24 protein-coding genes and 2 tRNA genes are annotated in these 26,256 nt (G+C 62.9%); 16 read left to right on the forward strand and 10 right to left on the reverse strand.

What is annotated here, in order from left to right; all coding sequences use genetic code 11:
* Positions 1–102: 102 nt before the first annotated feature.
* On the forward strand, positions 103–1,638 hold the full coding sequence (locus AACH39_RS01285; RefSeq protein ID WP_338620723.1) for a ShET2/EspL2 family type III secretion system effector toxin: 1,536 nt from the start codon (positions 103–105) through the stop codon (positions 1,636–1,638).
* A 77-nt stretch (positions 1,639–1,715) separates the two neighbouring features.
* On the opposite strand, the gene nifJ is transcribed toward AACH39_RS01285, so the two are convergent.
* Positions 1,716–5,267, reverse strand: a complete 3,552-nt coding sequence (gene nifJ / locus AACH39_RS01290; protein ID WP_338620724.1) for a pyruvate:ferredoxin (flavodoxin) oxidoreductase — start codon at positions 5,265–5,267, stop codon at positions 1,716–1,718.
* A gap of 294 nt (positions 5,268–5,561) precedes the next feature.
* Between nifJ and AACH39_RS01295 the strand changes: the two genes are divergently transcribed.
* The 6 genes from AACH39_RS01295 (at position 5,562) to mmuM (ending at position 13,252) form a co-directional block, all read left to right on the forward strand.
* Positions 5,562–8,351: an EAL domain-containing protein gene (locus tag AACH39_RS01295; protein ID WP_215776537.1), complete on the forward strand. Its 2,790-nt coding sequence runs from the start codon at positions 5,562–5,564 to the stop codon at positions 8,349–8,351.
* A 65-nt stretch (positions 8,352–8,416) separates the two neighbouring features.
* Entirely contained in the window at positions 8,417–9,016 is a 600-nt protein-coding gene (locus AACH39_RS01300) for an ATP-binding cassette domain-containing protein (RefSeq protein WP_215776535.1), read from the forward strand.
* Complete coding sequence (locus tag AACH39_RS01305) at positions 9,016–9,819, forward strand: ABC transporter permease (RefSeq protein ID WP_338620725.1); 804 nt, start codon at positions 9,016–9,018, stop codon at positions 9,817–9,819. Before AACH39_RS01300 ends, AACH39_RS01305 begins: the two co-directional genes overlap by 1 nt.
* A gap of 147 nt (positions 9,820–9,966) precedes the next feature.
* Complete coding sequence (locus AACH39_RS01310; RefSeq protein WP_338620726.1) at positions 9,967–10,806, forward strand: methyltransferase domain-containing protein; 840 nt, start codon at positions 9,967–9,969, stop codon at positions 10,804–10,806.
* A 120-nt stretch (positions 10,807–10,926) separates the two neighbouring features.
* Positions 10,927–12,291 (forward strand): cystathionine beta-synthase, encoded by a 1,365-nt coding sequence (locus AACH39_RS01315; protein WP_338620727.1) that lies wholly within the window; start codon positions 10,927–10,929, stop codon positions 12,289–12,291.
* A gap of 13 nt (positions 12,292–12,304) precedes the next feature.
* Positions 12,305–13,252, forward strand: coding sequence for a homocysteine S-methyltransferase (mmuM, locus tag AACH39_RS01320; protein WP_338620728.1), 948 nt, complete (start codon positions 12,305–12,307; stop codon positions 13,250–13,252).
* Between the two features lie 12 nt (positions 13,253–13,264).
* Here the strand turns inward: mmuM and AACH39_RS01325 are convergent, their stop codons facing one another.
* Together AACH39_RS01325 and AACH39_RS01330 are read right to left on the reverse strand one after the other, a co-directional pair.
* Positions 13,265–14,164, reverse strand: coding sequence for a complex I NDUFA9 subunit family protein (locus AACH39_RS01325; RefSeq protein ID WP_338620730.1), 900 nt, complete (start codon positions 14,162–14,164; stop codon positions 13,265–13,267).
* A gap of 33 nt (positions 14,165–14,197) precedes the next feature.
* Positions 14,198–15,568 (reverse strand): phosphatase PAP2 family protein, encoded by a 1,371-nt coding sequence (locus tag AACH39_RS01330; RefSeq protein ID WP_338620731.1) that lies wholly within the window; start codon positions 15,566–15,568, stop codon positions 14,198–14,200.
* Positions 15,569–15,702: 134 nt separating this feature from the next.
* On the opposite strand from AACH39_RS01330, the gene AACH39_RS01335 reads away from it, so the two are divergent.
* The 3 genes from AACH39_RS01335 to AACH39_RS01345 are packed head-to-tail and all read left to right on the forward strand — an operon-like array spanning position 15,703 to position 18,240.
* Positions 15,703–16,746: an ATP-binding cassette domain-containing protein gene (locus AACH39_RS01335; RefSeq protein ID WP_305798418.1), complete on the forward strand. Its 1,044-nt coding sequence runs from the start codon at positions 15,703–15,705 to the stop codon at positions 16,744–16,746.
* The gene (locus AACH39_RS01340; RefSeq protein WP_215776520.1) at positions 16,743–17,402 is read left to right on the forward strand and encodes a methionine ABC transporter permease; all 660 of its coding nucleotides are present in this window, start codon (positions 16,743–16,745) and stop codon (positions 17,400–17,402) included. Before AACH39_RS01335 ends, AACH39_RS01340 begins: the two co-directional genes overlap by 4 nt.
* A 55-nt stretch (positions 17,403–17,457) precedes the next feature.
* Complete coding sequence (locus AACH39_RS01345; protein WP_215776518.1) at positions 17,458–18,240, forward strand: MetQ/NlpA family ABC transporter substrate-binding protein; 783 nt, start codon at positions 17,458–17,460, stop codon at positions 18,238–18,240.
* A gap of 157 nt (positions 18,241–18,397) precedes the next feature.
* Here AACH39_RS01345 and AACH39_RS01350 read toward each other — a convergent pair.
* The 5 genes from AACH39_RS01350 to AACH39_RS01370 form a co-directional block, all read right to left on the reverse strand.
* A tRNA-Glu gene (locus AACH39_RS01350) sits at positions 18,398–18,472 on the reverse strand.
* 2 nt (positions 18,473–18,474) lie between these two features.
* Positions 18,475–18,550, reverse strand: a tRNA-Ala gene (locus AACH39_RS01355).
* Between the two features lie 69 nt (positions 18,551–18,619).
* Positions 18,620–18,838, reverse strand: a complete 219-nt coding sequence (locus AACH39_RS01360) for a hypothetical protein (protein ID WP_215776516.1) — start codon at positions 18,836–18,838, stop codon at positions 18,620–18,622.
* 17 nt (positions 18,839–18,855) lie between these two features.
* Positions 18,856–19,047, reverse strand: a complete 192-nt coding sequence (locus AACH39_RS01365; protein WP_215776515.1) for a hypothetical protein — start codon at positions 19,045–19,047, stop codon at positions 18,856–18,858.
* A 17-nt stretch (positions 19,048–19,064) separates the two neighbouring features.
* Entirely contained in the window at positions 19,065–19,226 is a 162-nt protein-coding gene (locus AACH39_RS01370) for a hypothetical protein (RefSeq protein WP_215776514.1), read from the reverse strand.
* A 167-nt stretch (positions 19,227–19,393) separates the two neighbouring features.
* Between AACH39_RS01370 and hpnC the strand changes: the two genes are divergently transcribed.
* The 6 genes from hpnC to radA are packed head-to-tail and all read left to right on the forward strand — an operon-like array spanning position 19,394 to position 25,012.
* A complete protein-coding gene (gene hpnC, locus AACH39_RS01375; RefSeq protein ID WP_215776513.1) occupies positions 19,394–20,206 on the forward strand; it encodes a squalene synthase HpnC in 813 nt (270 codons plus the stop codon).
* 26 nt (positions 20,207–20,232) lie between these two features.
* Complete coding sequence (hpnD, locus tag AACH39_RS01380) at positions 20,233–21,078, forward strand: presqualene diphosphate synthase HpnD (RefSeq protein WP_338620732.1); 846 nt, start codon at positions 20,233–20,235, stop codon at positions 21,076–21,078.
* The gene (hpnE, locus tag AACH39_RS01385) at positions 21,045–22,367 is read left to right on the forward strand and encodes a hydroxysqualene dehydroxylase HpnE (RefSeq protein WP_338620733.1); all 1,323 of its coding nucleotides are present in this window, start codon (positions 21,045–21,047) and stop codon (positions 22,365–22,367) included. Before hpnD ends, hpnE begins: the two co-directional genes overlap by 34 nt.
* The gene (locus tag AACH39_RS01390) at positions 22,364–23,128 is read left to right on the forward strand and encodes an SDR family oxidoreductase (protein ID WP_215776511.1); all 765 of its coding nucleotides are present in this window, start codon (positions 22,364–22,366) and stop codon (positions 23,126–23,128) included. The genes hpnE and AACH39_RS01390 overlap by 4 nt, the downstream gene beginning before the upstream one ends.
* Position 23,129: 1 nt before the next feature.
* On the forward strand, positions 23,130–23,648 hold the full coding sequence (locus tag AACH39_RS01395; protein WP_215776509.1) for a hypothetical protein: 519 nt from the start codon (positions 23,130–23,132) through the stop codon (positions 23,646–23,648).
* Between the two features lie 2 nt (positions 23,649–23,650).
* Positions 23,651–25,012 carry a DNA repair protein RadA gene (gene radA / locus AACH39_RS01400; protein WP_338620734.1) on the forward strand — a complete coding sequence of 454 codons (1,362 nt, stop codon included), beginning with the start codon at positions 23,651–23,653 and terminating at the stop codon, positions 25,010–25,012.
* 59 nt (positions 25,013–25,071) lie between these two features.
* On the opposite strand, the gene AACH39_RS01405 is transcribed toward radA, so the two are convergent.
* Positions 25,072–25,392, reverse strand: a complete 321-nt coding sequence (locus AACH39_RS01405) for a DUF2325 domain-containing protein (RefSeq protein WP_215776505.1) — start codon at positions 25,390–25,392, stop codon at positions 25,072–25,074.
* Between the two features lie 78 nt (positions 25,393–25,470).
* Positions 25,471–26,247, reverse strand: a complete 777-nt coding sequence (locus tag AACH39_RS01410) for a hypothetical protein (RefSeq protein ID WP_338620735.1) — start codon at positions 26,245–26,247, stop codon at positions 25,471–25,473.
* Positions 26,248–26,256 lie beyond the last annotated feature (9 nt).

Consider the following 26,256-nt stretch of genomic DNA (forward strand, 5'->3'; position numbering starts at 1 on the left):
CTGACAGTCGTGTGCTGTGCAGCAAAGTCATTGCATCAATCCCAAAGCTTGCCGCTTGTCCCCATGGCACGATTCTGCGCATCAATCAATCGGAGCAAGACGATGCCAAGTGGAATCTTGAAGAAGGTGGGGGGCGTTCCTCTGTACAAGCAGGGTGAGGTGGGTGATAAATCCCGACCGTATCTGTCGGTTGAGGGCGACAAGTTGGCGTCGCTGAACTGTAAAGTGAATTTCCCGGGGACGCAGAAAGAGATTGCTTGTCGCCACCTGGCGACCCAGGTGGTACTGGACTTGCTGCAGGGCGGCGATCAGCCAAAAGTGAACTGGTCGCACTATGCCTCAGCCGATGCCATTGTTCGCCATGTTCCGGCGGAGGTGGAGTCGCGATACCTCTCATTGCTGAATGGTGCCTCAACCGTCCATCTTGTTATCCCTGAACGCTTTGGCGAGTACCTGCAGCAGGAGTTCGACGAGATGGCGCGGTCGGGCGAGGCCTTGCGGGTCAAGTTGATGACATCGACCACCCATGTCATGGCGTTGTGGCTGACGCGCAAGCCGGCGCCGGTGGTGCACTTCTACGACCCGAACCTGACCAACAAGGCGGTGCGCTGCAAGCCGCGAGATGTCGCGGCTTTGAGGGCGATGCGCTGGGAGGATTTTTCCCCGGCGGCAGGTAAAAGTTACTTCATCGGTGAGCAGCAACATTTCATGATCCTGGATTGTGGTGAGGAGACGCTGAGCCGAAACGCTGCAACCACACAACTGAAAACCAACCACTTGCCCGAGGCTTGCTCGGCTGCGGTGTTGATGGATCTGATGACCCTCAACCTGGGTGAAGCCGTGTTGGCGACAGCCCCGCAGCTGCTCAGCATGTCTGTTGATCAGCGACTGGCTGTCCTGTGCTGTCAGGCGCCCGGCATTCTGGATGCCGCACACTACGCCATGAGCCATGCCCGGCATGCCTCGGCCAGCGCCTACCTGCATTTATTGGCCACCTTGCCGCTGATTGCGCGCGAGCGGCGTGCACTGCTGAACAATCGCTCAAGGGTCGGGAATCATTTGCTGACGCTGGCCATCTCTTTTGCGACCCCCGAAATCGTTGCCGGTTTTGCCCCGGTGCTTGATCGGTTGCCAAAGATTGACCGTCAGCAGGCGTTGCAGGAATCACAGGCCGTTTTTTTTGCGATTCAGGAGCATGCGCGCGGCATGTTGCCGGCATTGGCCCGTTTATTGCAGACCGTGTTGCCAGCGCAGCAGCAGGCGCTGCTGAGTGAGACGGACGAACAGGGGCTGACGCCTGTCACGCTGGCCCTGGTGAAGAAAGATCCGTCACTGATCCGTGACTTGCGCCTTCTCCTGCAAGGCTTGCCAGCCGAAGGTCAGCAGCAGGTCTTGCTGGGTCTGGATGGTCGAGGTGTTGCCTTGCAGTCCCTGCTGCGCAGCGCGGACAGACGCCTGCGTCAGGCTGCGCTGTCCTTGCTGCAGTCCCTGCCGCAGAGCTACCCGCACTTTCAGGCGCGCTGGGGCCTGCCGCCCTTGCCGCCCGGCAAGACCCTCCGTCCGGATGTCTCTGTCGTGCAGGCGCCATGGCGAGTCCTGACGGCGGGCACGCCACGGCATCGGGAAACCCAGATCTGAGGTGCAGGCTGTCCCGATGGGCAGCAAAACGCCCCCGGCAGCAGGCTGGCGGGGGCGTGAAGGATGCCGAAGCAGGGTCAGCTGTCGCTACCTTCTTCGCCGCTGCCAGCCATTTGCTTCAGGTGGGCATAGCGTTGCCGCATCTGGTTGTCCGCCTCTTGCACCATGCTCTGGTAGTGCTCGGGGTGGGCGCGTTCGGTGATGCGGAAACGGCCTTCGCTCTCCATGAAATCGGCCAGCGGCAGGGTGGGCTCGGCGCTGTCCAGCTTGAACGGATTTTCCCCTGTGGCGATCTTGCGCGGGTCGTAGCGATACAGCGGCCAGTAGCCGGCCTGTACGGCGGCTTTCTGCCGTTCCAGACCATCACCCATGTCATAGCCGTGTGCGATGCAGTGGGCGTAGGCGATGATCAGCGAGACGCCGTCATAGCTGACGGCATCCTGCAGGGCACGTACCGTCTGCACATCCTTGGCGCCAAAGGCCACCGAGGCGACGTAGACATTGCCATAGGTCATGGCGATCTGACCCAGATCCTTCTTGGGTCGTACCTTGCCGGCGGTGGCGAACTTCGCGGCGGCCCCCAGCGGGGTGGCCTTGGATTGCTGGCCACCGGTGTTGGAGTACACCTCGGTATCCATCACCAGGATGTTGACGTTGCGCCCCGAGGCCAGGACATGGTCCAGGCCGCCGTAGCCGATGTCATAGGCCCAGCCGTCGCCACCAACGATCCACACCACCTTTTCCACCAGGTAGTCGCACAAAGCCAGCAGGCGGATGGCAGCCGGATCCTGGCGCCCGGTCAGTGCCGAGCGCAGGGCGTCGACGCGCTCGCGCTGTGCCTTGATGCCGGCATCGCTGCTTTGATCGGCATGGATCAGGCTGTCGGCCAGATCGGCCGGCAGGGTGGGTGCCAACTGACGCAGCAGTTCATGGGCGTGCGTTTTGTGCTGGTCCAGCGCCAGGCGGAAGCCCATGCCGAACTCGGCATTGTCCTCAAACAGCGAGTTGGACCAGGCCGGTCCTCGACCGGCACGGTCGGTGGTGAACGGCGTGGTCGGCAGGTTGCCGCCGAAAATCGACGAGCAGCCGGTGGCGTTGGCGATCAGTGTGCGGTCACCGAACAGCTGTGTCAGCAGTTTGACGTAAGGCGTTTCGCCGCAGCCCAGGCAGGCGCCGGAAAACTCGAACAGCGGCTGGATCAGCTGGGTGGTCTTCAGGCTCAGCTTGATGTCGGCGCGCTCAAACTCCGGCAGGCCGAGGAAGAACTCGAAGTTGTCGTGTTCGTCGGCAACCAGCGGTGCCTTGGGGGCCATGGCCAGTGCCAGTCGCTCCGGATTGGCCTTGTCCTTGCCGGGGCAGACCTTGAGACACAGGGTGCAGCCGGTGCAGTCTTCTGGTGCTACTTGCAGCAGATAGGCGCCACCCTTGGCTTCGGCCCCCTTGTAGGGCATGGACTTGAGCGTGGCAGGCGCCTGTTCCAGTTCGCTGTTGGCCACCCCCTTGACGCGGATGGCGGCATGCGGGCACACCATGGTGCACTTGTTGCACTGGATGCACAGCGACGGCTCCCAGACCGGAATTTCGTCGGCGATATTGCGCTTTTCGTATTTGGCGGTGCCGACCGGCCAGGTGCCATCGACCGGGAAGGCGCTGACCGGCAGCAGGTCGCCCTTGCCGGCCAGCATCATGGCGGTGACGCGTTGGACGAAGTCCGGCGCATTGGCCGGTACGATCGGCGGCAGGTCGCGACGCGCGTCGGCCTGGCTGCCGAGCGGCACTTCATGCAGGCCGGCCAGTGTCTGGTCGACGGCGGCGAAGTTCTTTTCCACCACCGCACGACCCTTGCGGCTGTAAGTCTTCTCGATGGCCTTCTTGATCTGGGCGATGGCTTCTTCGCGCGGCAGCACGGCCGACAGGGCAAAGAAGCAGGTCTGCATGATGGTGTTGATGCGGTTGCCCATGCCGGTGGCCTGTGCCACGGCGCGGGCATCGATGGTCCAGACCTTGAGCTGTTTGTCGAGAATCTGTTGCTGTACGCTGCGCGGCAACTGTGCCCACAACTGATCGGGCGCATGGGGGGCATTCAGCAGCAGGGTGGCGCCGTGGGCCGCGTATTGCAGCACATCGTAGCGGTCGAGGAAGACAAAGTGGTGGCAGGCGACAAACTGGGCTTCCTGCACCAGGTAGCTCGACTGGATGGGCTGCGGGCAGAAGCGCAGGTGCGAAATGGTGACCGCGCCTGATTTCTTCGAGTCGTAGACAAAATAGCCCTGGGCATACAGCGGGGTGTTGTCGGCGATGATCTTGATCGAATTCTTGTTGGCACCCACCGTGCCATCGGAACCCAGGCCGAAGAAGACCGCGCATTGTTCGCCGTCTTCGCGCAGATGGAAGCGATCGTCCACCTTGAGCGACAACCCGGTCACATCATCATTGATGCCCACGGTGAAGTGGCGCTTCGGCTGGCTGGCGGTCAGTTCGTCGAATACCGCCTTGACCATGGCCGGGGTGAATTCTTTCGAGGCCAGCCCGTAGCGGCCGCCAATGACCTGCGGGCGGAAGTCCTGCGGCAGCCAGCCGGCGGCACGGCCTTCTTCCAGCGCGGCGATGACATCCAGATACAGCGGTTCGCCCAGGCTGCCTGGTTCCTTGCAGCGGTCCAGGACGGCGATCGAGCGTACCGAGGGCGGCAGGGCATTCACCAGGTCGCGGGCTGACAGGGGGCGATAGAGGCGAACCTTCAGGACGCCGGTCTTGCTGCCGGCCCGGTTGAGCGCCAGGCTGGTCATGTCGGCCACTTCGGCACCCGAGCCCATCATGACGATCACCTGTTCGGCATCGGCCGCGCCGACATAGTCGAACAGCTTGTATTGCCGGCCGGTGAGGGCGGCAAAGCGGTCCATTTCCTGCTGTACGGTGGCGGCACAGACGTCGTAGAACGGGTTGCGTGCCTCCTGCGCCTGGAAAAAGGTGTCGGGGTTCTGTGCCGTGCCGCGCACCACCGGATGGTCCGGGCTGAGTGCGCGATGACGCATGGCGTGTACCTGCTCGTCGTCCAGCAGGGCGCCCAGGGTCTCGTCATCGAGATAGTGGATCTTGGCGACTTCGTGCGAGGTGCGGAAGCCATCGAAGAAGTGCAGGAAAGGCACGCGTGTCTTCAGGGTGGCGGACTGGGCGATGGCGGCCATGTCCTGAGCCTCCTGCACCGAGGCCGAGGCCAGCATGGCAAAGCCGGTCTGGCGGGTGGCCATCACGTCAGAATGGTCGCCGAAGATCGACAGGGCATGGGTCGCCAGCGTGCGTGCCGAGACATGCATCACGAACGGCGTCAGTTCGCCGGCGATTTTGTACATATTGGGGATCATCAACAGCAGGCCCTGCGAGGCGGTAAAGGTCGTGCCCATTGCCCCGGCCTGAATGGCGCCGTGCACCGCGCCGGCGGCGCCGCCCTCGGACTGCATCTCGGTGATTTCCGGTACCACGCCCCACAGGTTGCGGCGCCCTTCAGCGGCCCACTGGTCGGCCAGTTCACCCATGGTCGACGAGGGCGTGATCGGATAAATCACGGCGATTTCATTGCTGCGGTAGGCGACCGAGGCGCAGGCCTCATTGCCGTCTACGGTGATCATTTGCTGCTTCTTCAACATCCTGGCCCAACCTTCTGGATGGATTTGTCAATCCGCCATTCAAGCATGGGGCGCGTTGCTCTGCTCCCACATAAATCAAATGTAGGCCAGAAATTAGTGTGACAGCTCGAAAAAATATTGCTACGCAGCAATCGGCGGCGTGAAAAATTCTGACTTTTAACCCGGAATAATTAGTTTATAAATTAACCGTAAGATACTGACATTTTTTTGGCGTCCCCGGCGGGCGTCTGGCATCGAAACGAGGTCTTGAGCTTGCATCAATTGCGCGGGTTGTTGATGGCTTTTTTGCTGCTGGCCGTCCTGGCTGGTCTGGGCTTGTTGCCCATGCTGTGGCCGGTGCCCGGTTTGCCGCAGGAGCGGCATGCGCTGGCATTCCTGCTGGCCGGGGTGGGGCTGTTGTCCGCCGTGGCGGCCTTGTTGGCCTATCGTGTGATCCGCCTTGGCTGGCAGGGTTCCCTGCGCGCCTTGCGCGAAAGCGAGCAACGCTTTCGCCATGTCTTTAATGCCGTCAGCGAGGCAGTCTTCATTCATCATCCGGTGACCGGGCAGATTCTGGATGTCAATCAGCGTGCCAGCGATCTGTACGGCTATGCTCCCGATGTCTTGCGTACCATGAGCGTCGGGCAGTTGTCGTCCAATGTCCTGCCTTATACCGAGGCGGAGGCCCGGGTCAAACTGCTCAAGGTCATGACCGAAGGGCCGCAGCGTTTTGACTGGCTGGGACGCCATCAGAACGGCGCGACGTTCTGGGTCGAGGTGACGCTGCAGCAGGCGCGGATCGGCGAGCAGGATGTGGTGCTGGCGATGGTGCACGATATCCGCGAGCGCAAGCAGATGGAGCAGTCGCTGCGTCGTCGCCAGGCCATGTATGCCGTGCTCAGCGCCTCGAATCAGGCCATCATTCACGCCCGGACAAAGCAGGAACTGTTCAGTCTGGTGTGCCAGGCCATGCTGAAGATCGGCCTGTTCCGGCTGGTGTGGGTTGGTTCCCCGCAAGAAGGACTGGGGGGGGCGGTGCGTCCGCTGGCCTATGCCGGCTATGCCAGCGACTTTCTGGATGAGTTGTCCAATTACAGCTGGAACCAGTTGATCGAGGCGGGTACGCCGGCAGGGCGGGCATGGCAGAGTCGCAACCCGGTCATCATCAATGACTTCGCCACACTGGACAATCCGCTGGTGGACGGGGCGCGTGTGGCGCTGGTCCATGGCCTGCACAGCTGTGTGTCCATGGTCATTGGCGGTGGCGGGTTTCAGGGAACCCTGACCGCTTATGCCAGCGAGCGCGATTTCTTCGATGAAGAGGTGGTCGGGCTGATGCTCGAGGTGGGCAAGGAGGTCTCGTTTGCGCTGAAAAACCTGCATGAGGCCGAGCGGCAGAGCGCCACGCTCGAGCGCATGAAACTGCTGGCCAGGGTGTTTGATGAAAGCCGTGACGGCATTTTGATCTGCGATCGCGGCAACATCATCCTGATGGCCAACCGGGCGATTACCACGCTGTTCGGTTATGCCCAGGAGGAGCTGGTCGGCCAGCATCCGCGCATGCTGCGCTCCGGGCGGCATGGCAGTGCGTTCTACCGCGAAATGTGGGACTGCCTGATGAAGGACGGGTGCTGGCAGGGAGAGGTCTGGGACCGGCGCAAGGATGGCGAGCTGTTTCCCTGCTGGGCCAAGATTTATGTGATTCGCGATGAGCTTGGCCAGGTCAGCCATTACTTTGAAGTGGTCAGTGATCTGTCGGAACACCGTGCCAAGGAAGAGTTGCAGTGGATGAAGCGTTATGACCTGCTGACCCGTCTGCCCAATCGCAATGTGCTGCAGGAGCACGCCGAGGCGGCGATTGCCTATGCAGGCGAGCACGATCAGATGGTGGCCATGCTCAGTATCAATCTGGATCGCTTTCACTACGTCAACGAGTCACTGGGGCATGGCGCCGGGGATCAGGTGCTGAAGATCATGGCCGAGCGCTTCAGTGAGGTGCTGGATGAACAAAGTGTGCTGTCGCGCTTGTCTGGTGGCGCTTTCGTGGCGCTGCTGCCCGCACTTTCCCATGCCCGGCAGGCTGAAGAGGTTGCCAGTCAGTTGCTCAAGGCGGCTTCGCGGGTCTATGAGCTGGATGGCATCAAGATCAGCCAGACAATCTGTATTGGCATTGCGCTCTACCCGCTGGATGGTGATGACTTCAGTACCTTGCTCAAGCATGCCGACAGTGCCCGCATGGATGCCGCCGAGTGCGGGGGGAATCATCTGCGCTTTTATGTGCGTGAGTTGAACGAGCGCACGCGTGATCGTCTCAGTCTGTCTTCCGAGTTGATGCAGGCGCTGGAACATGAGCATTTCGAGCTGTTTTACCAGCCGCAGGTGGCCGCCGACAGCGGGGTACTGACGGGCGTCGAGGCTTTGCTCAGATTGAATCACCCGGTGCGCGGCCTCGTCAGCCCGGTGGAGTTCATTCCGATTGCCGAAGAGACTGGCCTGATCGTGCCGCTCGGCGCCTGGGTGATCCGCGAGGCTTGCCGGCAGATGGCGCGCTGGCTTGAGCTGGGGGTGGAGACCATGTCGGTGAATCTGTCCCCCCTGCAGCTGCAGGATCCGCAGTTGTTCGAAATCATCCTGCAGGCGCTCAATGCCAATCAGCTGGCGCCCGGGCATCTGGAGTTCGAAATTACCGAAAGCGCCCTGATGCGCAACTCGATTGCCACGCTCAACCAGCTCAATCGTCTGAAAGCGCTGGGAGTGCGGATGGCGATTGATGACTTCGGTACCGGTTATTCTAACCTCAGCTATCTGAAACAGTTTCCGGTCGACCGGCTGAAAATCGACCAGGCTTTTGTGCGGGGTGTACCGGAAGATGCCAACGATGCCGCGATTGTCGAGGCCATTCTGGCGGTGGCGCGGGCACTGGGGTTGTCCACCATCGCCGAGGGCGTGGAGACCCCGGCCCAGGCAGATTTTCTGCGCCACTTGCATTGTGATGACTTCCAGGGCTTTTTCTACGCCAGGCCCATGCCGGCCCGCGAGTTCGAGGCCTGGCTGGAGACTCGCCTGCTGCTGGCACGGCATGGCTGAGCGCGTGGCTCGATGTAACTGCCTTATACTATCGACTTCATCATTGACCCTGGTTTATCCCTCTCATGTTGATGGAAGTCCGTGCCTTGCGGCGCACCGGCTTGCTGCCGGTGTCCTTTTCGCTGGCGGCCGGTGAGTGCCTGGCGATTGCCGGTCCCTCCGGCTGTGGCAAGTCCCTGCTGCTGCGTGCCATTGCCGATCTGGACCCCAATGAAGGCGAGGTCCGGCTGGCAGGTGCCGTGCGCGATGCCATGCCGGCCCCGCAGTGGCGGCGGCGTGTCGGCTATGTGCCGGCCGAACCCGGCTGGTGGGCCGATACCGTCGGCCAGCATTTTGATGACTGGGCTGCCGCTCAGCCACTGGTCACCCGGCTCGGTTTGCCGGCCGATGCCAATGCCTGGCCGATGACCCGGCCTTCCAGTGGCGAGCGTTTACGGCTGGCGCTGGTGCGTGCCCTGATGAATCGGCCTGCGGTGCTGTTGCTGGATGAGCCGACTGCCGCCCTGGATGCCGCGGCCGTCGGGCTGGTGGAGTCGCTGGTGGCCGATCAGCTGGCGCAGGGGCTGGCCGTGGTGTGGGTCAGTCATGATCCGGCCCAGGTGACGCGGGTGGCACGGCGCTGTCTGCGTTGGGATGGCAGTCAGTTTGTCGCGGAGGCACTGTGATGACTGGGTATATCCAACTGGGGTACGGCGACCTGTTGCTGGCCAGTGTGCTGGTGCTGACCAATGCGGCCTTGTCGCTGCGGCTGCATCTGGGGCTGGAGCGCAAACTGCTGGTGGCCGCCTTGCGCATGGTGTTGCAGCTGTCGCTGATGGGCTGGGTGCTGGTCAAGCTGTTTGCCTGGGTTTCGCCGCTGGCGACCCTGCTGGCAGCCCTGACCATGGTGGGGTTTGCCGGGCACGAGGCGGTGTCGCGCCAGCAGCGGCCGATGGCTGGCTGGTGGGGCTATGGGCTCGGTACCGGCAGCATGTTCCTGGCGGCTGCACTGGTGACGATTTTTGCCTTGACCACGGCACTGCGGCCCGATCCCTGGTACGACCCGCGCTATGCCATTCCGCTGCTGGGCATGATTCTCGGCAATACCATGACCGGCATCGGACTGGGGATGAACGGACTGGCCAACGGTCTGTATAACCGCCGGGCCGCCATCGAGGCACGGCTGATGCTGGGGCATGATCGCCGCTCGGCACTGGCGCCGGTCACCCGCGAGGCGCTCGTGGCGGCCATGCTGCCGATCATCAATGTCATGTCTGCCTCCGGCGTGGTGGCGCTGCCGGGCATGATGACCGGCCAGATCCTTGGTGGTGTGCCGCCGGCCCAGGCGGTCAAATACCAGATCCTGATCCTGTTCCTGATTGGCGGCGGCACCGGGCTGGGGGCGCTGGCGGCGGTGCTGGGCGGGGTATACCGTCTGACCGACTCGCGCCATCGTCTGCGGCTGGATCGTTTGCGTTCCTTGGCTTGAGCGCACTGATCGCAAGCTGAACGTAGCCCCTCGTGCCAGTGTCCTGTGACGACTGGTAATGGAGGGGTTTTTTGCCACTTACATATTCTTTATTGAAATAAAAAATAAAAATGATATAGTCTTATGATCTTTACCATGGAGTGATTCATGCAGACTGAGCAATTGGCAACCCTGTTTGGCGAGTTTCCTTATCTTCACGGTTTTTCTCCGGCGGAGCAGGCGCGTCTGGCGCGTCAGGCCCGTTTCCTGGAGAGCGAGCTGTATCGGGATATCGACCTGGCACGTTGTTGTCATTTGCTTGAGGTAGGTTGCGGGGTGGGCGCACAGACCGAGATCCTGCTGCGTCGTTTTCCGGATCTGCGCATTACGGGCATCGACTACAGTCAGCAACAGCTGGCCAGTGCGCGTGCCCGCTTGCTGGAAAATCCGCTGGCTGAAGGGCGAACGGAGCTGATGCAGATGGATGCCGGCCATCTGGCGTTTGCCCCCGCCAGTTTTGATGCGGCCTTTCTGTGCTGGGTGCTGGAGCATGTGCCCGAACCCGAGCAGGTCTTGTCCGAGGTGCGGCGCGTGTTGCGCCCCGGCGGGCGTGTCTATGCCACCGAGGTGATGAACGCCACGTTCTTCGTGTCGCCGTACTCGCCGCATCTGCAGCAGTACTGGCTGGCGTTCAATGATCATCAGCTGGCGCTGGGCGGCGATCCGTTTGTCGGTGTCAAGCTGGGCCAGATGCTGCTGCGCCAGGGGTTCCGCGACGTACGCACCGAGGTCAAGACCTGGCATCTGGATGCCCGTGATCCGCGACGCCGTCATGAGGTGCTGCTGTACTGGAGCGAATTGCTGCTGTCCGCGGTCGAGCAGTTGCTGGCCAGTGGCCGGGTCGATCAGGCGCTGGTGGCGGGCATGCAAGCCGAGTTGGCGCAGTTGGCCAAGGATCCGGATCTGGTGCTGTTCTACAGTTTTTGCCAGGCCAGTGCGCATGCCTGATTTTTTTTGCCTCCAATAGAATCAGGAGGAATCAAATGCATCATTTTTATTACTTCAACCGTTATTTCATCCTTGGCCAGCGGGTCGGGGAGCGTCACAAGGCAGACAGGAGAGAAGGTCATGTCGAATGCGTCGGTACTGAATCTGATCGGCCAAACCCCGTTGTTGCGGGTCAATCATCTGGACACCGGACCCTGCCAGCTGTTTCTCAAGCTGGAGAGCCATAATCCGGGCGGCTCGATCAAGGATCGGGTCGGGCTGGCGATGATTGCCGCCGCCGAGCGCGATGGCTTGCTGCAGCCCGGCGGCACCATTGTCGAGGCCACCGCCGGCAACACCGGTCTCGGCCTGGCGCTGGTGGCCGCGCAGAAGGGCTACAGACTGATTCTGGTGGTGCCGGACAAGATGAGCCGCGAGAAGGTGCTTCACCTGCAGGCGCTTGGCGCCGAGGTGGTGCTGACGCGTTCGGACGTTGGCAAGGGGCACCCTGACTACTACCAGGATCTGGCACAGCGCATCGCCAATGAGACGCCGGGGGCGTACTACATTGACCAGTTCAACAATCCGGCCAACCCGCTGGCACATGAAACCGGCACGGCACCGGAAATCTGGCAGCAAATGGGCCATGAGGTTGATGCCATCGTGGTCGGGGTTGGTTCCAGCGGCACGCTGACCGGCTTGTCACGCTTCTTTGGTCGTGAATCACCGGAGACGGCGTTCGTCCTGGCCGATCCGCAGGGGTCGATCCTCGCCGACTATGTCGAGACCGGTCACCACGGCGAGGCCGGCAGCTGGCTGGTCGAGGGCGTGGGTGAAGATTTTGTACCGCCGCAGGCCGACCTGTCGCGTGTGCGCCGCGCCTTCCGCATTTCCGACCGCGAGAGTTTCGAGACGGCGCGTCTGTTGCTGCAGAAGGAGGGCGTACTGGCCGGCTCTTCCTCCGGCACGCTGGTGGCGGCGGCCTTGCGCTATTGTCGCGAGCAGACCGAGCCCAAGCGCGTGGTGACCTTTGTCTGCGACAGCGGTAACAAATATCTGTCGAAAATGTATTCGGATGACTGGTTGCAGGATCAGGGCATGATCCAGCTGCCTCAGGTGGGCACCTTGCTGGACCTGATCCCGCGCCGCCATGATCTCGGACAGTCGGTGGTGTGCCGTCCGGACGAGACCCTGGCCCAGGTGTATCAGCGCATGCGCCAGTTCGATGTGTCGCAGTTGCCGGTGCTGGCCGATGAGACGGTGGTCGGCATCATCGACGAGTGGGATCTGCTGCTCTCGGTTCATGGCGAACCGGAGAACTTCCAGCAGAAGGTGTCGCAGACAATGAGCTCGGAGGTCAAGACGCTGCAGCCGGATGCCGGCTTGCAAGACCTGCTTCAAGTGTTCAATGATGGCTATGTCGCGTTGGTGGTGGACCGTAGCCATTACCTGGGGCTGATTACCCAGGCGGACTTGCTGGCTTTCTGGCGCCGTCAACCGCGTTAGCGGAGGAAAAGGCATGAGCTTGAATGAGGCGGGATTGCTGCCGTTTTTGCAGCAACAGGCAGTGATGGTGCTGGATGGTGCGCTGGCCACCGAGCTGGAGGCGCGTGGCTGCGATCTGAACGATCCCCTGTGGTCGGCGCGGGTGCTGATTGAGCAGCCGGCGCTGATTCGTCAGGTGCATGCCGATTATTTTTCCGCCGGGGCCGATGTGGCCACCACGGCCAGCTATCAGGCCACATTCGAGGGCTTTGCCCGCCGGGGGCTGGATCATGAGGCCGCCGCCGGTCTGATGCGGCGTGCGGTCGAACTGGCGCGCGAGGCGCGTGACGCCTTCTGGGCCGAACCGGCGCATCGCGCCGGCCGGCTGAAACCGCTGGTGGCCGCCTCGGTGGGGCCGTATGGCGCCATGCTGGCGGATGGCTCGGAGTATCGCGGGGACTATGCGCTGGATGAGGAGGGACTGATGGCCTTTCACCGGCCGCGCATGGCCGAGTTGCTGGCGGCGGGGCCGGACTTGCTGGCCTGCGAGACGGTGCCTTGCCTGAGCGAGGCCCGGGCGCTGGCGCGCCTGCTGGGCGAGTTTCCGCAGGCGCGCGCCTGGATCAGTTTTTCCTGCCGGGATGGCCGGCACAATAGCCAGGGGGAGCTGCTGGCAGATTGTCTGGCTGCACTGGAAGGGTTCGATCAGGTGCTGGCCGTCGGGCTCAACTGTACGGCCCCCGGCTTTGTCCCTGAGCTGCTGCAGTCAGCGCGGTCTGCCACGAGCAAGCCGCTGCTGGTCTACCCCAATTCGGGTGAACACTATGATCCGAACGGCAAGTGCTGGCATGGCGAGCGTGATCCGCAGGCCTTTGCCAGCGCGGCGCGTGGCTGGCAGCAGGCGGGTGCCCGCCTGATTGGCGGCTGCTGCCGCACTTCGCCGGCGGATATTGCCGCACTGGCTGCCTGGGCGCGCCCCTGACGGTGCGGCGTCTTATCGTGCCGGCTTGAGCCAGTCCGGCGCGATGGCTTCCAGGGCCTGTGGCGCAAAGCCCAGCAGTGCCTGCGGAAAGCCCTGATCGCTGATGTTGTCGCGCGCCAGCGAGCGCAGGTTGTCGCGGCTCATCAGCGGTTCGCCTGGCAGACAGGCCAGCAGCCCGGCCTGCAGCATGCCCAGCGCCATCGGCATCGGCCAGACCGGCCTGGGGTGGCCGCTCAGCCGGCCGGTATAACGCACCAGTTCTGCCAGGGTGTAGCGCTGAGGGCCGACCAGATCGAGCGTCTGCCGGATACTGGCCGGGGTATCCAGGGCGGCCTCAACGGCATGGGCGACGTCTTCGACCCAGACCGGCTGGAAGCGGGTCTGGGCGCCGGCCAGCGGGATCAGGGGAAACAGCCGGTTGAGCCGGACAAACAGGGTGAGAAAGTTGTCGCCGCGCCCAAAAACCACCGAAGGTCGCAGAATGGTCCAGTCCAGCCCGCTGTCGCGCACGGCCTGTTCGCCAGCGGCCTTGCTTTGCTGGTAGAGGCTGGGCGCATCCGTGGCGGCGCCCAGGGCACTGATATGCAGCAAACGCGGTACCCCGGCCGTCCGGCAGGCTTCGACGATGCGGGCAGGCAGGTCGGCGTGAACCGCCTGAAATTGCTGACGGCTGCCATGCAAAATGCCGGCCATGCTGATGACCGCATCGTGCCCGGCCAGCCAGTCCGCCATGGCGGTTGCTGACTGCAGGTCGACCCGACTGAGTTGTACCCGCGGCAAGACCTGCAGGGGGTGCAGCTGCAAGCCGGTCTTGCGGCTGGCAATGCTCAGCTGCCATCCCCGCTGATTCAGCCGGTTGGCGATATGTCTGCCGATGAAGCCACTGCCACCGATCAGTGCGATCTTGTTCATGCTGTGTCCTGTTTGTTCTTCTGGCCATTCATTCTAGCGACTGCGGCGGTGTATTGCCTGCCAACTCCACTGTGCCCCCTGTGCCGCCCAGGCCCCCAGCAGCAGGAAACCCAGTAATCCCGCCAGCGCCTGCTGCCAGAAGGTGGTCAGCAACTGAATGCTGCCCAGGCTCGTGGCCAGCACCAGCAGCAGCCCGGCCAGCATCCATCCGGTTTCCGGCCAGCGCATGACGCCGAGCATGTCGCGCCTTGTCGGCAGGGCATAACCCAGCGCCAGACCCAGCGGCAGCAATTGTGTCGCCTGTCGGGTGATCACGCCGACGATCAGGCTGGCCAGTGCCAGTAGCAGCCAGGGCAGGCGCCGGCATTCGGCAGGCTGCGCGGCATGGGCTTCGTGGCGCCATTGCCAGCGTTCCAGCGCGATCAGCAGCGCGGCCAGCGTCAGGCCGGCCAGGACGTCGGAGATGAAGTGCACGCCGAGCCAGACACGGGCCATGGCGGTCCAGGTCGCCAGCAGGAGGGCCAGGGGCAGGGTCCACTTCAGTGGCAGCCTGGCGCGGCACCAGAAGGCCAGTGCGCCGAGAAAAAACAGGGCACTGAAGGCATGTCCGCTGGGCATGCCGAAGCCTGCGGCGCCGCGTTCGCTCAGTGCCGGCAGGTAATGAAAGGGCCGTGGCAGGGCCAGCAGCGATTTCAGCCCCTGGGTCAGCATGGATAGCAGCGCCAGCCAGTAGGCCATGCGGTGCAGGTAGCGGCGGCCGAGCGCCAGGGCGACGAAGGGCAGGCACAGGACATAGAACCAGACCTCGCCAAGAAAGCTGCCGCTGCGGAAAAATCCGCCCCAGCCAGGGGTGGCCTGTTGCAGGGCCTGGATCAGCGGTAGTTCCTGCTGCTGGATGGCCGGGGCAGCCTGACGGAAGTCCGCATGGTCCTCGGTCTGACTGTCCGGAATGCTGTCGAGCTGGTCGAACAGGCGCGCAATCTGGGCCGGGTAGCGCAGCGGCAGGGCCGCCGCCTGCTGGCGGGTGAAGAGCCCCGCCTGGATGACCTCGCTGCCCAGATGCGGTGCGTTCAGCAGGTTGAGCCGGTCATCGCTGATCGGCATGGGTTGCAGGGTCTGGCAGGCGTACAGACGGAATGATTCACCAAAGCCCGGAAGTCGCAATCCGACGCGGACCGCCAGTCCGGTCTCCTCCAGGGTTTCACGCGCCGCGGCCTGCTGGCCGGTTTCCTCGCCGTCGATGTAGCCGGCCGGCAGCGACCACTGATTGGCCGGGCCGCCCTGTACCAGCAACAGGCGCTCTCCGTCGCGCAGGGCGCAGCCGGCACCGGCAGCCTGGCTGGCGGGGGACAACAGCAGGGAGGCCAGCAGTAACGGCGTGACAAGAAAAGGGAAACGGGGCATGGGGGGCTCTGGGTGGAATGAAAGCCTATTGGATTCATATGACCTGCTGGCGTTCATTTTGCATGTCATATTCCTAAAAAGAATAAAAATAAAAATATAAATAATTTTCGGGAATGAGGGTGGCAGGATACAGTATGCACATTGCCAGCCAGACGGAATTCATCGTGATTAGCATAGAGCATGTCAACAAGTCCTACCGCAGCGGCGGCCAGTCGGTGCAGGCGCTGACGGATGTCAGTCTGCAGGTGGCGCAGGGGGAGATTTTCGGCGTCATCGGACGCTCGGGGGCCGGCAAGAGTTCCCTGATCCGCTGCCTGAATCTGCTGGAGCGGCCGGATTCAGGGCAGGTGCTGGTCGATGGCATCGACCTGACCGCTTTGCCGCCACGCGAACTGCCGGAGCATCGCCGCCGCATTGGCATGATTTTCCAGCATTTTAATCTGCTGCACTCCAAAACCGTGGCCCAGAACGTGGCCTTTCCGCTGCGACTGGCCGGCGAACGGCGCACCGCCGTGATCCGGGAACGGGTCGATGAGCTGCTGGCGCTGGTGGGCCTGGCCGGCCTTGGCGACCGTTATCCGCATCAGTTGTCGGGCGGGCAGAAGCAACGGGTCGGCATTGCACGGGCTTTGGCCAATCGTCCGACGGTCCTGCTGTCCGATGAGGCAACGTCTGCGCTGGATCCGCAAACCACCCAGTCGATTCTCGCACTGCTGGCGGATATCAATCAGCAGTTGGGGCTGACCATCGTACTGATTACCCATGAGATGTCGGTGATTCGCCAGCTGTGTGACCGGGTGGCGGTGCTGGACCATGGCCATATTGTCGAATCCGGCACGGTGAGCGAAGTGTTCCTGCATCCCCGCCATGCTGTGACGCAAAGCCTGCTGGGCGAACTGGGCCTGGTGGATGAGTCGGCACTGCAGCGCTTGCGTCAGGAAACGCGCGGACCGCTGATTCGCCTGACCTTTGTCGGTGAAGCGACCCATCAGCCGGTGCTCAGCCGCGTCACGCAGCAGACCGGCCTGCATTTCAACATCCTGCAAGGCTCGGTCGGGCATATCAAGACCACACCCTATGGCCAGTTGCTGGTCGAAGCTGTCGGCGAGGTGCCCGACTTGTCCAGAGTGCTGCGTCAGTTTGAACAGTGGCAGATCCATCATGAGGTACTGGCATGAACCTGAACGATATTTTCTGGCCGGAAATCGCCGAGGCCGCCCGCGACACCCTGGTGATGAGTGGGTTTTCGCTGCTGTTCAGTGTGTTGCTCGGTCTGCCGCTGGGGGTGCTGCTGTTTCTGACCGGCAAACAGCGCCTGCTGCAGCAAGGGGTGCTGAATCAGTTGCTGTCTTTGCTGGTGAACGTGCTGCGTTCCGTACCGTTCATCATTTTGCTGATCATCATGATTCCGCTGACCGTCTGGCTGATCGGGACCTCGATCGGTGTGGCAGGTGCCATTCCGCCGCTGACGGTGGCTGCGACGCCGTTCTATGCCCGGCTGGTGGAAAACGTGCTGCGCGAGGTGGATCACGGTGTGGTGGAGGCCTGTCTGGCCATGGGGGCACGCCGCCGCCAGGTGGTGCTGTCCGCCCTGTTGCCCGAGGCCATGCCCGGCTTGCTGGCCGCGGCCACGGTGACCGCGGTGGCACTGGTGTCCTATTCGGCCATGGCAGGGGCGATTGGCGGCGGCGGCCTGGGGGATCTGGCGATTCGCTATGGCTATCAGCGCTTCCAGGTGGATGTGATGGTGGTCACGGTATTACTGATGATTGTGCTGGTGCAGCTGCTGCAGTGGGGCGGTGACCGGCTGGTGAGACATTTTTCCCGACGTTGATGCGGAATGGTTCCGGCATCTGAGTTGTGATTCTAATGAAATGAAAGGAAGTGCCATGTTGAAAAAGCGTCATTTTCTGGCTGCAGCCCTGATTGGCCTCGCTTCGCTGGCGGTACGGGCCGAGACTCTGACGGTGGCGGCCAGCGCCATCCCGCATGCCGAGATCCTCGAATTCGTCAAACCCAAGCTGGCGCAGCAGGGAGTGGATCTGCAGGTCAAGGTGTTTGATGACTATGTGCAGCCGAATGTACAGGTGAGCGAGAAGCGCATTGACGTGAACTTCTTCCAGCATCAGCCGTATCTGGACAAGTACAACCAGAGTCATGGCACCAATCTGGTCGGGGTGGTGCCGGTACATGTCGAGCCCTTCGGTATCTACTCGCATCGCGTCAAGGGTCTGGCCCAGGTGCAGAGCGGTGCCACCATCGCCATTCCGAATGATCCGTCCAACGTCGGCCGCGCCTTGCTGCTGCTGCAACACAAGGGGCTGATCACGCTGAAGGATGCGCATAACCTGCTGGCCACGACGCGGGACATCGTCAGCAATCCGAAGCAGCTGAAGATTCGCGAACTGGATGCCGCCGTGTTGCCGCGCGTGCTGGATCAGGTCGATCTGGCGGTGATCAACACCAACTATGCTCTGGAAGCCAAGCTGGTACCGACCCGTGATGCGATTGCCCTGGAAAATGGCACCTCGGCTTATGCCAACCTGCTGGTGGCCCGTCCGGACAACAAGAATGCCCCGGCCGTGAAGAAGCTGGCTGCGGTGCTGAATTCGCCGGAAGTCCGTCAGTTTATCGAGCAGAAGTACAAGGGGGCGGTCGTACCGGCTTTCTGATTAATGGCTGACCTGGCCGAGGCTGGGTCTCCTGATGTTCCCTACCTGCGGTTTCCTTGGTGAAACTGGCGCGGTGCCTGATGGCTCCGCGCTTTTTTTATGTGTCGGAATGGACAAAGAAAAAGCCCGATCGGATGATCGGGCTTTTGTCTGGATCTGGCGTCCCCACGGGGAATCGAACCCCGGCCGCCGCCGTGAAAGGGCAGTGTTCTAACCGCTAAACTATAGGGACTGTGGTGGAGATAAGCGGGATCGAACCGCTGACCTCTTGCATGCCATGCAAGCGCTCTCCCAGCTGAGCTATACCCCCGTACTGCGAACAGTGGGGCGCATTATAGGGACAGCATTTTCTGCTGTAAAGGGGTTTGGTGAAAAAAGTTCAAAAAAGTGAATTGAGCGGGACGGGCGGGCTGGGCCGCAGTCCCTTTTTGCGCAGCAGCACCTGACAGTACCAGGCGTTGGGCATGCTGCAGCTCAGCAGACTGTGCCGGTCGTGCTGGGCTGGCCGGACGGTGCTTTGGCCGGCACGGGCCAGAGAGGGCAGCAGGGCAAGTAGCAGGGCAAGCAGCAGGGTGGCTGCGGAATATCGCCGGGACATGGTGTTTCCTCCGGGGGTCAGTGGTTGCTGGCGGCGGGTTTCTGTTCATGCATGATCAGACGGCTGCAGTACCAGCCAGTGGCCAGATTGCAGGTGATGATGCGCTGCAGCTGGCTGCGGGTCAGATTGAGGTGGCGCAGGGTCTCTGCCTGTACCGCGCCGGCCAGCAGCAGCGGAATCAGCAGGATGACGAGGTGACGAGGGTTCATGGTGTTTTCCTTGGGCATTACAGCGGGGTTTGAGCCAGGATGGCCAGCAGCTGGCGCATGGGGTAAATCAGGGACTCCATCAGCCCCTGTGAAGGTGCCAGCGGGTGCAGATAGCCCGGCAGTTCGGCGCGGGCAGGGATGACATGAAGAATGCCGAAAATGAGCAAGATCACATACATGGCAATCCTTTCATTGTGCGAATAAATAGAACAAAGTTTTATATAAAAACCAATTGCACTGCATTTTCGGTTATGAACATCCGACAAGCCACGGGCAGGTTTTGCAGCAGTCTTTCCGCAGTGGCTCGGTTATAATGCGAGGTTTGCCACTCGTCATAACGCACACTATGTCGGTCGGACATTACGAAAACTTCCCGGTGGGGTCGCTGCTGCTGCCAAGGCGCCTGCGCGCTGCAGTGCATGTGATCTACCGCTTTGCCCGCCATGCCGATGACCTGGCCGACGAGGGGGATGCATCGCCGCAGGCCCGGCTGGACGCATTGCAGGCGCTGCGCAGCGAACTCGATCTGCTCGCCGCCGGCCAGCCAGCCACGCTGCCGCTGATGCAGGATCTGGCACGAGTGGTCGAAAGCCATGCCCTGCCGCTGGCGCCGTTCTATGATCTGCTGTCGGCCTTCAGTCAGGATGTCGAGAAAACCCGCTATCAGAACTTTGCCGAGCTGATCGACTATTGCCGTCGTTCGGCCAATCCGGTCGGGAGGCTGATGCTGGCGCTGTATGGCGAAACCGATGCCCGCAGCGTGGCCATGTCCGACGGCGTCTGCAGTGCCTTGCAACTGATCAATTTCCTGCAGGATGTGGCCATTGACTGGCAGAAAGGGCGGGTCTACCTGCCGCAGGAAGATCTGGCCCGCTTCCGTGTCACCGAAGCGCAGATTGCCGCCGGCGACGCCGGCGGGCTGTGGACGCCGCTGATGCTCAAGCAGATCGAACGCGCGCGCAAACTGCTGCAGGCCGGTGCCCCGCTGGGCAAGCGCCTGCGTGGTCGCATCGGTTTCGAACTGCGGCTGATCATTCTCGGCGGCGATCGTATCTTGCAGAAACTGCATGCGCAGGGTGGCAATGTGTTTGCCCGGCGTCCGGTGCTGGGCTGGCGGGATTGGCTCTGGATGATATGGCGTGCCACCCGGGTGCGCTGAATGATGCTTTCGACAAGGAGAGGCGTGTGACGCCCGAGCAATATTGCCAGGACAAGGCTGCAGCCAGTGGCTCCAGCTTCTACTACAGTTTCCGTTTTCTGCCCGAGGCCCGGCGCCTGGCGATCACGGCGCTGTATGCCTTTTGCCGCGAGGTCGACGATGTGGTCGACGAAACGCTCGAGCATGAGGTGGCCCATGCCAAACTGGCCTGGTGGCGTGAAGAGATCGGCCGTCTGTACGACGGTCGCCCCGGTCATCCGGTGACCCAGGCGCTGGCGCCGCATGTGTCGTCGTTTGCGCTGCCGAAGGAAGCCATGCTGGAAATCATTGATGGCATGGAGATGGATCTGAAGTTTGCCCGTTATGAGCGTTTCGAGGATTTGCTGCGCTACTGCCGCCGGGTTGCCGGCGTGGTGGGTGAGCTGTCGGCGCGCATTTTCGGTTTCAGCGATGCCGCCACCTTGCAGTATGCCGACCGGCTCGGCGTGGCGCTGCAGCTGACCAATATTATCCGGGATGTCGGCGAAGATGCCCGGCGTGGCCGCATCTATCTGCCGATCGAGGATCTGCATGCCTTCGATGTGCCGGCCGCGGATCTGCAGCATGGCCGTGAAAGCGATGCCTTCGCGCGTCTGATGCAATTCCAGATTGAGCGGGCGCAGGACTATTACCGCCAGGCCTGGGCGCTGTTGCCGCCGGCTGATCGCAAGGCGCAGCGGGCCGGATTGCTGATGGCGGCGATCTATCGCGCCACGCTGGCGGAAATCCTGCTGGACGGCCCGGAAAAAGTCCTGAACCAGCGGCTGTCGCTGACGCCGCTGCGCAAGCTGTGGCTGGCATGGAAGACCTGGACCTTCGGCTACCGGCCATGAAGCCACGGGTGGCCGTCATCGGGGCCGGCTGGGCCGGACTGGCTGCCGCCGTTGAACTGGCCGGTCAGGCCGACCTGACCTTGTTCGAGGCCGGTCGCCAGGCGGGTGGTCGGGCGCGCCGTGTTTCCAGTGACGGCAATCATGTCGATAACGGTCAGCACATTTTGCTCGGGGCCTATGAGACCTGCTGGCAACTGATGCGCAAGGTCGGCGCCGATCCGGATCGGCTGCTGCACCGGCTGCCGCTGAACTGGTGGCAGGCCGATGGTTTGCAGATGCGTTGCCCGTCCTGGCCGGCGCCCTGGCATCTGCTTGCCGGCCTGCTTTCGGCCCGGGGCTTGCCCTGGTCCGGCAAGGGGCAGTTGCTGCGGGCGCTCGGACGGCTGGCCCTGTCGGGCTGGCAGGTTGCTGCGGATCAGACCGTCGCCGAGTGGCTGCAGCAGCAGGGGCAGGGGGCCGCGCTGCAACAGGCATTCTGGCGCCCCCTGGTGCTGTCGGCGCTGAATACGCCGCCGGAGCAGGCCGCCATGTCGGTACTGGCGGCCGTCTTGCGTGACAGTCTGGGTGCGCGTCGCGCCGCGAGTGACATGATGCTGCCGCGCACCGATCTGTCCGCGCTGTTTCCCGAGCCGGCGCTGGCCTGGCTGGCGGCGCAGGGCGCCACGCTGTGTCTGGGGCAGCGCGTCGGGCAGTTGCAGGCAGCCGGGCAGGGGGTGAGGGTGGACGGGCAGCCTTTCGATGCGGCCATCGTGGCCTGCGCCCCGTATCATCTGCCTCATCTGCTGCCGGACGATTTGCTGCCGGCGGCTGTCAAGAAGCTGGATTATTGGCCGATATATACCGTATACCTGCGCTTCGCTCAGGCGCCGCAGTTGCCGCGGCCGATGATCGGCCTGCGCGAAGGCACGGCCGACTGGCTGTTTGACCGTGAAGCCCTGTGCGGCGAGGCTGGCATGCTGGCTGCGGTGATCAGTGCGCCACAGGCGGGGCGATTGCCCGAGGGGGCGCTGGCACTGGCCGAGGCCGTGCTGGCTGATGTGCGCCGCATCCGGCCGGATCTGCCTGCGCCGGTGTGGTCGAAGGTGCTGGTCGAGCGCCGGGCGACGTTTGCTGCTACTCCCGGCATGGTCAGGCCTGGGGTGCGTCTGAATGCGGCATCGTGTTATCTCGCCGGAGACTGGTGTCAGGGGCTGTATCCGGCGACGCTGGAGGGGGCTGTGCGCAGTGGCGTTGCCGCTGCCGGGGCGTTGTTGCAGGACATGACAATCATGAATAGACAGACACAATGAAAAAAGAATTTGCCCGCGATTATCTGGCTGGCCGAGTGATGCTGGTGACCGGGGCCACCAAGGGTCTGGGGCGGCACTTGGCCCTGACCTTTGCCGCCCACGGTGCCACTGTGGTGCTGCTGGCACGGCATGTGAAACGGCTGGAAGCGGTCTATGACGAGATTGTGGCGGCGGGCGGCCCCGAGCCGGCGGCGATTCCGCTGGATTTGTTCACGGCGACCGAGGCCGAGTTCAACCAGCTGGCCCTGCAGGTGCAGCGCGAGTTCGGTCGCCTGGACGGGATCGTGCACTGTGCCTCGTATCTGTATGCCCTGTCGCCGCTGGTGGATCAGGGCATTGAAGAATGGATGAACCAGTACCGCATCAACACGGTTGCGCCGCATGCACTGACCCGTGCCTGTCTGCCGCTGTTGCAACAGTCGCCGGATGCGGCGGTCTTGTTTGTCGGCGAGACGCATGGGTTGCACCCGGCGGCTTTCTGGGGTGGCTTCGGCGCCTCCAAGGCCGGACTGGCCTATCTGACGCAGGTGGCGGCCAGCGAGTGGGATGATCGCCCGAATCTGCGCGTCAACCTGCTGGTGCCGGGGCCGATCAATGCGCCACAGCGCATGAAGACGCACCCGGGTGAAGATCGCAGCGAGCGAGCCGAATTGAGTGATGTCATGCCATGGTTCCTGCACTGGGCAGGACCGGACAGTGCCGGACGGAGCGGCCAAATCATCGAGCTGGATCTGCGCCAGCACGATCAGGAAGGGGACTAGCATGCGTGCATATCTGGTGTTGCCTTTGGTGCTGTGTCTGTCCGGTTGCAACTGGTTCAATCACGTCACCGGGCTGAGCAAGGAACAGGACCGGGCGACCGGTGCGGCCTGCCGCCAGACCGGGCGCTCGCTCGAGGAGTGCTTCCGGCGCAATCCGGATGCCGACAAGGCGCAGGTGTTTGCCGGTTGGCGTGAAATGCACGAATACATGACCAAGCAGCAGTTGCCGACCATGATGCCCCCGCCGGATCCGCCGCCGCCCGCCGCCTCGGCGCCAGTGGCCGCGGGCCACCCGCCGCCTGCCGCGGCAGACGGCAACCAGCCGCCCACCATGTCCGACGCGGGTGCCAATGATGGCAATGGCGGTAAACCGGACCCCGAGGTCCAGGCCGTGCTGGATACCATCAATAACCGCAGTGGTAATGGCGCCACCACACCGAGCAATGCTGAAGAGAAGCAGTTGCAGTCCATCCTCAAACAGGGGGCGGCCAGTTCGGCCCCACCCAAGCCGAAAAAATAGGCATGGCCAAAAGTAAAACCGTTTTTGCCTGTACCGAATGTGGCGGCGAAACCCCCAAGTGGCAGGGGCAGTGCCCGCATTGTGGTGCCTGGAATACTCTGACTGAATCGCTGGCGCAACCTGCTGCCGGCAGCGGTCGCTATGAAGCCTGGAGCGGCACCGCCCAGGTGCAGTTGCTCAGTGAGGTGCAGGCCGAAGACGTGCCGCGCGACAGTGCCGGCATTGACGAGCTGGACCGGGTGCTGGGCGGTGGCCTGGTGCGCGGGGCGGTCATCCTGATCGGCGGCGACCCGGGCATCGGCAAGTCGACCTTGCTGCTGCAGGCGCTGGCTGCCATGGGCGCCACGCGGCCTGTGCTGTATGTCTCCGGTGAAGAGTCGCCGCAGCAGATTGCCATGCGCGCCTCGCGGCTGGCCGTGGATGCCGGCAAGGTGCGTCTGCTGTCTGAAATCCGCCTGGAAGCCATCATGGCGGTGCTCAAGCGCGACAAGCCGGAAGTGGCGGTGATCGACTCCATTCAGACCCTGTATACCGATCAGGTCACCTCGGCGCCCGGCTCGGTGTCACAGGTGCGCGAATGCGCTGCCCAGCTGACGCGCATGGCCAAGCAAAGCGGCACGACGCTGTTGCTGGTCGGCCATGTCACCAAGGAAGGCTCGCTGGCCGGACCGCGCGTGCTCGAACACATGGTCGACACGGTGCTGTATTTCGAGGGGGATTCGCACTCCAGCTTCCGCATGATTCGCGCGGTGAAGAACCGCTTTGGCGCCGCCAATGAACTGGGCGTGTTTGCCATGACCGAGCGTGGCCTCAAGGGGGTGTCCAATCCTTCGGCAATTTTCCTGTCCTCCTGGCGAGATGATGTGTCCGGGGCCTGCGTGCTGGTCACCCAGGAAGGCTCGCGCCCGCTGCTGGTGGAAGTCCAGGCGCTGGTCGACGATGCGCACGGGTTTCAGCCCAAGCGTCTCAGCGTTGGCCTGGAGCAGAACCGGCTGGCCATGCTGCTGGCCGTGCTGCACCGCCATGCCGGCGTGGCGTGTTTTGATCAGGACGTGTTTCTTAATGCGGTCGGCGGCGTAAAGATCACCGAGCCGGCCGCCGACCTGGCGCTGATCCTGGCCATGGTGTCCTCGCTGCGCAATCGCCCCCTGCCACCCAAGATGGTGGTGTTTGGCGAGGTGGGGCTGGCCGGCGAGGTCCGGCCGGTCACGCGTGGACAGGAACGACTGCGCGAGGCCGCCAAGCTGGGCTTTACCCGTGCCATCGTGCCAATGGCCAATCGGCCGAGGCAGGAAATTGAGGGGCTGGAAGTGATTGGTGTCGACCGGCTGGAACAGGCGGTGGATTACTGCCGCGGCCAGTAAGCAGGCGGCGGGGCGCAACAGAAGATGGCCGGTACCGGGTACCGGCCATTTTCTGTTATTCAGTGCCGGGTGCAGTGCTGGCAGCTGCCTTCACACAAACCGGCCGAGTTTAGCGACTGTTTCAGGGCGCAGACCGAACGGCGGCAGGCAATGAAGCGCACATTGTGTTGCGAGGCCAGGGCGCGGAAATGGCGCATGACGTTGTGACCGAGAAAGTCGGTGAACAGGATCAGCAGCTCCGTGCCGGCGGGCAGCCGGTCAAGTTTGCGCTGGTGAGAGCTGTTGCGTCCGCTGACGTGCCGCTGAATGGTGATGCCGAACTGATCCAGCACGGCAGGGATGTTGCCAAGGGTATCAGCGCCGACCAACATTGCGTTCATGTCGTATTCTCCTGAGTGGTGTGATGCAAAGATAATGAGAATCATTCTCATTGTCAATCATCCGGTCAGGACTTTCGGTCAGGCGCTGATATCCACTTGGTGCGGGCTGCCGCTCGGGTTCTCCATGGCGACATAGCTTCCGTCACGCCAGAAGTGGGCGTGCATCGGCAGGGCATGGCGAGGTCCGGCCGGCAGAAGCCGGGCCGCCATGCAGCGAATTTCCGGGTCACTTCCCAGAGAAAACTGGGCAAAAAGCGGTGTGCCGGAGGACCCGCACATCGTCGGCGGAGGTTCGGCCGACAGGGGCGGGTTGCAGCGATCGGCTGCGTGAAAATCGGTCAGGCGGGTCAGTGTATAGTCGACCCGGGCACCCTGGCTGGCGCCGGCGCGGGCATCCAGCACCAGCTGGCCCATCTGCTCGCCGCAAGGGGGCCTCAGTGCGGTGTGCGGCAGCTGCATGTCCAGCACGAAGGGCTGTACCGTCGCGCCCGGCAGGGTGAGCTGACCGATGGCGGTCAGCCGCAATGCCTGGCTGGCCGGATGGGTCAGGGCATGGCGTGCATGGGTCAGCCAGCTTGGTGCCAGCGCATCGTCGTACAGGGACTGCCCGCCGTGTTGCGGGTCGGTCAGGCTCAGCGGCTGCGGGCTGAGTGTTTCGAGCAGGGCCTGCATGAGCGCCAGCAGGGTTTCCTGGCTGCAGGCAGCGGCCAGCTCGCTATCGCTGGCCTGGTGCAGGTCGACCTGCTCATCCTGATGGTCGCTGGCGTAGCCTGTGCCGCTGCCGGGGAAGGCCATGCCCGGCGGCGTGGCGGATTGTCCGGTGCGGGAAGACTGTTTGACTGACTCGATGAGCATGATCGTCAC

The organism is Paludibacterium flexuosum (assembly GCF_037076605.1).
GTDB lineage: Bacteria > Pseudomonadota > Gammaproteobacteria > Burkholderiales > Chromobacteriaceae > Paludibacterium.